Origin of the sequence: Tunicatimonas sp., from assembly GCF_049647865.1 — a bacterium.
Taxonomy (GTDB): Bacteria; Bacteroidota; Bacteroidia; order Cytophagales; family Cyclobacteriaceae; genus Tunicatimonas.
In genome coordinates this window covers 1-6,227 of sequence record NZ_JBARYM010000733.1, presented here as the reverse complement: position 1 = coordinate 6,227, position 6,227 = coordinate 1, and the positions used below count along the sequence as shown (strand labels likewise).

7 protein-coding genes and 1 tRNA gene are annotated in these 6,227 nt (G+C 42.3%); 3 read left to right on the top strand and 5 right to left on the bottom strand.

Annotation, left to right across the window (positions count from 1 at the left end; translation table 11 throughout):
- Together WBA23_RS21455 and WBA23_RS21450 are read left to right on the top strand one after the other, a co-directional pair.
- The coding region (locus WBA23_RS21455) for a dephospho-CoA kinase (RefSeq protein ID WP_424584330.1) at nt 1-358 on the top strand (358 nt) is incomplete at its 5' end.
- A gap of 44 nt (nt 359-402) precedes the next feature.
- Nucleotides 403-945, top strand: coding sequence for an NUMOD4 domain-containing protein (locus WBA23_RS21450; protein WP_424584329.1), 543 nt, complete (start codon nt 403-405; stop codon nt 943-945).
- 66 nt (nt 946-1,011) lie between these two features.
- Here WBA23_RS21450 and WBA23_RS21445 read toward each other — a convergent pair whose 3' ends face one another.
- The 4 genes from WBA23_RS21445 to WBA23_RS21430 all read right to left on the bottom strand — a co-directional run bounded on the left by WBA23_RS21445 (nt 1,012) and on the right by WBA23_RS21430 (nt 4,017).
- Nucleotides 1,012-1,266 (bottom strand): hypothetical protein, encoded by a 255-nt coding sequence (locus WBA23_RS21445; protein ID WP_424584328.1) that lies wholly within the window; start codon nt 1,264-1,266, stop codon nt 1,012-1,014.
- A gap of 175 nt (nt 1,267-1,441) precedes the next feature.
- Nucleotides 1,442-1,517: transfer RNA gene (locus WBA23_RS21440), tRNA-His, on the bottom strand.
- Between the two features lie 50 nt (nt 1,518-1,567).
- Nucleotides 1,568-2,581: an endonuclease/exonuclease/phosphatase family protein gene (locus WBA23_RS21435; protein ID WP_424584327.1), complete on the bottom strand. Its 1,014-nt coding sequence runs from the start codon at nt 2,579-2,581 to the stop codon at nt 1,568-1,570.
- An 89-nt stretch (nt 2,582-2,670) separates the two neighbouring features.
- Nucleotides 2,671-4,017, bottom strand: a complete 1,347-nt coding sequence (locus WBA23_RS21430; protein ID WP_424584326.1) for a dihydroorotase — start codon at nt 4,015-4,017, stop codon at nt 2,671-2,673.
- Between the two features lie 242 nt (nt 4,018-4,259).
- On the opposite strand from WBA23_RS21430, the gene WBA23_RS21425 reads away from it, so the two are divergent.
- Nucleotides 4,260-4,796 (top strand): hypothetical protein, encoded by a 537-nt coding sequence (locus tag WBA23_RS21425; RefSeq protein WP_424584325.1) that lies wholly within the window; start codon nt 4,260-4,262, stop codon nt 4,794-4,796.
- Nucleotides 4,797-4,807: 11 nt separating this feature from the next.
- On the opposite strand, the gene WBA23_RS21420 is transcribed toward WBA23_RS21425, so the two are convergent.
- Nucleotides 4,808-5,977, bottom strand: coding sequence for an AIR synthase related protein (locus tag WBA23_RS21420; RefSeq protein WP_424584324.1), 1,170 nt, complete (start codon nt 5,975-5,977; stop codon nt 4,808-4,810).
- Nucleotides 5,978-6,227: the final 250 nt, after the last annotated feature.

Below are 6,227 nucleotides of genomic sequence, written 5' to 3'. Positions count from 1 at the left end.
CCAGTTGGTGCACCCTAAAGTGGCTGAAGATTATACCCAATGGGTAAAGCATCGCTTGCATAAGCCCTACACGCTCAAAGAAGCTGCCTTACTTTATGAAACAGGTTCTTATCGTCAACTTGATTATGTCATTAATGTAGATGCCGCATGGAACATTCGTCTGCAACGGATATTGAAGCGAGATTCTCATAGGACAAGCCGGCAGGTTGAAGCCATTATGAATAAGCAGTTTAGTGATGAAGAGCGCCGCCAACTGGCTAATATAACTATTGATAACAGTGGCGATGCACTAGTAGTCCCTCAAGTAATGCAAATACATACTTCGTTGTTAGAAAGGGCAACTGATTTAAGCAAATAAAGACTTTTTGATAATATTCATTTGCTAACCACAATTTTTTTAATATGAGTATCAATCGATACAGAAATGAGGTCTGGAAAGAGATTTGTTTTGAGACCCCACTTCCTCATGCTTGCTACGAAGTGTCAAGTCATGGTCGGGTAAAGAGTTTTGCCGTCGATAAAGTCAACGGACGTATAATGAAGGGGTCTAATGTTAATGGCTATCTTTCAGTCATGGTTCGGTTAGGAAAGAAAGTGTCGCAAACGCATTATATTCATCGCTTAGTAGCTAGCGCCTTCTTAGAGCAAACTTCTGCCGAACATAAGTATGTAGTGCACCTAGACTATGATAAGCAAAATAATAGCCGGTATAATTTGCGCTGGATGACTGAAAGACAATTAAACGAACACAACAATCATAATCCGGCGATACTCCGTAGCCGCACTACTGGTTACAAGCTGACAGAAACTGATGTGCGAGTAATTAAGCGGTTATTAAGAAGCAATAAGACCCGGCTAAGTATGATTGCCAAGCGATTTAATATCACGCACACCCAACTTAACCGCATCCGCTCAGGAGAGAACTGGGGAAACGTAACCATCTGACATAGTGTTCAGGCAACCGTCGCGCGGCGTTTATGTATTCATGTAAGTTGAGTATTTTTGAACACTTTATTGAAGTAAATCGCTAGGAAGAGAAATCTGATCAGAGTAAAACTTCAAGCGAGTATGGGAATTGGGGAGTAGTTCAATCCGCTCAATTTTATCCAACTTATGATTGTAGAAAGCTTCAACATAAAATCCGTTGATTAGATAAAGATTTACCTTGTAGCCATAGTACCGAATAGCCACCACAAATGTTCCTTCCCGATACAGCAGGCTTATTCTTTCTGCTAAAGGTAATAACATAAACTCCGATGCCGACATAGCTTCCTCTATCTAAAATGAATATTACCAAAAAAGGAACGACAGCTATACGAAGATTCTAGCTCGCCTGAATGCTGCGGCTCTTTAATTACATGGTAATAAAAACTATGGTAGAAAGATACAAAAAAAACCGTCCATGCCCTAGCATGAACGGCCTTCGTGATGTGCTTATAAAGGGTGAAAGACGGGACTCGAACCCGCGACCTCCTGAACCACAATCAGGCATTCTAACCAACTGAACTACAATCACCGTGTGTAAGAGATGCAAATTTAGGAATATGGTAGTAGATTACCAATACTACTATTGATTTTTAGTGAAGGTATACTCGGTGAGTACTGGAAAATGATCGGAGTAGTTTATCTTTCGAATGGTTTTAAATGAATGGGCTTTCAATGATTTACTATAAAACTGGTTATCAATTCTTAAGAAAAATAGCCGCCCGTTGTAACTGAATCCTAAACCATTTCCGGCTCGCTCAAAAGCGTTATGAAGCCACTGCCGTAGGGTAAAATACGTATAGCTATAAGGAAGGTCGTTGAAATCACCACACACAATAACGGGGTGTGGGCTAGTATTTAAGTGTTCGAGCAGATGGTCTATTTGGCCAGCTCGGCTTACAAAACCATGCTTAAGCTTTTGAAATACTGAAGAATAATTATTACGTACACTCTCTAAGTCGCTCAGGTCTCGTTCATCAATGCTCATGGATTGTAGGTGTATGTTGTATATTCTTACGGTGTCCTCTTTAATTTTCAGATCGGTATAGATACCAAAGTGGGTTGAATCGGGCAAAGCTATAGTTCCTTGGTGCAACATTGGGTAGCGACTAAAAGTAGCCAACCCAAACTCAGCCCCTATCCGGTTCACCAAATTAGGTTTGACAAATCCACTATAGTCACCTGCTGACTCTAGTTGGGTAGTAGTGTTGAAGATAGAGGATCGTTTATCATTGTAATACTCTTGCAAGCACTTTATATCGGCATCTTCATCTGCTAACCAATCAATCATGGCTTTACCCGGCTCGTTCTCATTTTGAAGATAAGCATAGGTGTTAAAGACCCGTACGTTATAACTTAGCACCGAGAATGGTATATCTACGGAATCAGACGGGTAACTTACCGAAAAACTTGCCATCAGATATTGGTATCCTAGCAGTAAAGCAATGAGGGAATATAAAAACCGCTTCTTTCGCTGGACAATATAGTAGGCTAATAGGAATGCATGTAATAACAGTAGTACCGGAATGACCATTGAGAAAAAACCAGCCAACCAAGCCTGAGCCGGGGATACGTAAGGGCTGAGATAGGCTATCACCGTGAAAAAAAATAAAAAAATGGTCAGGTTCTTTCCCACACTAGCGTTATTCGTAACAAAAACACGTTCCCATTCTAGTTAAGGTGTAGCTAGGTAGTTTTCCGTTTAAATTGCAATCGTAATCCCTGCTGCGATTCATCAAATTGTCCGTTAGCATATGCGCAGTGTCCTGAAACGAAAGTATGGGTTACCTGAGCTTGAAAAGTAGTGCCTTCAAACGGCGACCAACCGCATTGATAGAGAATATTGTCGGTTTGTACTGTCCAAGGATGATTTAAATTTACCAGCACCAGATCAGCGTAATAACCCTCGCGAATGAAACCCCGACGATCTACCTCAAATAGCTGAGCGGGATGATGACAGGCTTTTTCTACTATTTTTTCTAGCGTAATCTTCTCTTGGTGATACATCTCCAACAGTGCTACCAAATTGTGTTGGACTAGTGGGCCACCAGACGGGGCTTTAAAATAAGTTTGTTGTTTCTCGGCTAAGGTATGCGGGGCGTGATCGGTGGCTAATACATCAATGGTATTATCAAGAACTGCCGCTAAGATTGCTGCCTGGTCTTGAGCAGTTTTTACGGCGGGGTTCCACTTAATAAGTGTCCCTTTCTCTTCGTAGGCTTGATTATTGAACCACAGATGATGTAAACAGGCTTCGGCGGTTACGTGCTTTTCTTCTAATGGAATATCGTTACTAAACAGGGAAAGTTCTTTGGCAGTAGAGATATGCAAAACGTGCAGACGAGTACCGAATTCCTGGGCTAAAGATACTGCTAAAGAGGAAGATTTGTAACATGCTTCTTCGCTGCGAATATCAGGATGACATTTTATTGGGACTTCCTCTCCGTATTTTTCTCGGAAGTACTGTATATTGGCCCGGATGGTAGCTTCGTCTTCGCAGTGAGTGGCTACCAGCATAGGCGACTGGGCAAATACGTTACGCAACGTTTGTTCATTGTCAACCAGCATATTGCCAGTAGAAGAACCCATGAATACTTTCAGTCCGCATACCTCTTGAGTGTTGGTTCGTAATACTTCTTCTAAATTATCATTAGAAACGCCCATGTAAAACGAGTAGTTTGCCAGAGAATGTTGAGCTGCGGTATCGTACTTATCCTGTAATAAATCTTGGGTAAGCGTGTTCGGTACCGTGTTCGGCATTTCCATAAATGAGGTAATGCCTCCGGCTACAGCCGCTTTAGCTTCTGAATAGATGGTAGCTTTGTGAGTGAGCCCTGGCTCACGAAAATGTACCTGATCATCAATCAAACCAGGAAATAGATATTTACCTTGGGCATCATACGTATTATCGGTAGTAACAGAAGACAGATCGGTATCAATTCGGCTGATGAAAGTACCCTCTATTAGGATATCAGCTCGCTTGATGTCGCCTTCATTAATCAGATTGGCGTTAATTATTTTGGTGGTGTTCATATGTATAGCAAATCTAATATGCTTCCTTCAGAAGAAAAAACATCATGAATAAGATACTATATGTACTAAAGAAAGATGCGATTTGAAGATACAGGTATGTGGCGCAATTCCCAAAATAATGATTGTAAGAAGGAGGCAAATAAGTTGCAAATTATGAACAATAACTTACATCGCTAAGGCGAATGAAGTTTTGAATATAAGGCATCTATTCGTAACTAGTACAAGCAACAAAAGTCAGAATTATGGTATCTACTAAGCGGCCATCGTTCCCAAAAGAAAATTCGGGAGTTCTAAACTTTACTGAGGTACAACGCTATCGGCAAACCTGGCTATGGGTTTTGTTAGGGGTATCGCTGGGAACTTTAATTTTCTTGGTATTTTTTCATACTCTTCTGAGTAAGACCCCTGTTATATCTTGGTCATCGGCTCCGGCATTATTATTTATTGGGGCTATTTGGGGAGGAATAGTGCTGTTAACATACAAAGCTCACCTTTTTGTGCAGATTGATGATCAGGGTATTAAGTTTCAGCTTTTTCCATTTCAGTGGGCAGTTCATAGTATTGATTGGGCGGATATTGATGAGATGTACATTCGGAAATACGACGGTCTGGCTGAATACGGTGGGTGGGGGATGCGTTACGGCCGAAAGGGGAAAGCGTATACCATCTCCGGTCATTCTGGGGTGCAACTGCACTTGGCGGATGATCAACAGATACTGATCGGCACTCAACGCCCGGCAGAGCTAGAGGAGCTTATCTTGCAATTGCGCTACCAGTAGGGTGTGTGATTTTAATAGACGAAACTTCCGTGCTCATTTTCAATGGTAACTTTCTTCTGATCGGCAGATTCTACCCGTCCGATAATTTGAGCTGCTACTCCCAAGCTCTCTGAAATTTCAATAATAGCATTTGCATAGTTCTCAGGTACATACAGTTCTAGCCGGTGTCCCATATTAAATACTTGATACATTTCCTGCCAAGAAGTTTGACTTTCTTGCTGAATGAGTTGAAACAGGGGCGGAGTAGAAAAGAGGTTATCTTTAATAATGTGTAAGTTCTCTACAAAATGCAGCACCTTGGTCTGTGCCCCTCCGCTGCAATGTATCATTCCATGTATCTGGCTTCGGCTGTTCTTTAGAATTTGCTGCACAATTGGAGCATAGGTGCGGGTAGGGGATAGCACCAGTTTGCCTATCGTAATTTCTTGATTGCCGATAGTGAGTTTTTCGCTAAGCGAACGGCTACCGGAGTACACTAACTCCACTGGAACTTGCGGATCGTAGCTTTCCGGATATTGATTGGCTAATGTCTGCGCGAACACGTCGTGGCGGGCAGAGGTAAGACCATTACTTCCCATACCGCCGTTATACTCGGTTTCATAAGAGGCTTGTCCGAAAGAAGCCAGTCCTACCACTACATCTCCAGCTGTAATCCGATCGTTAGAGATCACTTCATCGCGTCGCATTCGAGCGGTAACAGTACTGTCTATCACAATCGTTCGCACCAAATCACCCAGGTCGGCAGTTTCGCCCCCAGTGCTGATAATATTCATGCCGTGGTCGCGAAGCAGTTGCAGCACCTCCTCTGTCCCCTCAATAATGGCTTGGATTACTTCGCCCGGAATGAGGTGTTTGTTACGACCAATCGTAGAAGAGAGCAGTATATTATCAACCGCGCCTACACAGAGTAAATCATCGGTATTCATTACCACTGCATCCTGGGCAATACCCTTCCAGACTGAAAGATCGCCGGTTTCTCGCCAGTACATATACGCTAATGATGATTTAGTGCCAGCGCCGTCGGCATGCATAATATTGCAATAAGCAGGATCGCTACCTAGCCAGTCGGGCACAATTTTACAAAAAGCTTGAGGGAATAATCCTTTATCAATATGTCGGATCGCCCGATGTACATCTTCTTTGGTAGCGGAAACCCCCCGCTGTTGGTATCGCTCACTCATACACAAACCATTAACAGTGAATAATGTGCAATGTACAATGGATAATTGAAAGAGGGGGTTGTAACGTCTGTACTTTTCTCTCAGTTAATCGTAGCGAAGTAGAATACTAAGTGGTGGAAATCACTCTATATCCTCCTTTGGGAATTGGGTTCGAGAAAATAAAAATGGTAGACTAAACAACTTAAAGTAGCGGCGACCTCCCAAATTCTTTTCCAAACCTCCACAATAAGTAGCACTTCTGTGAACTGTT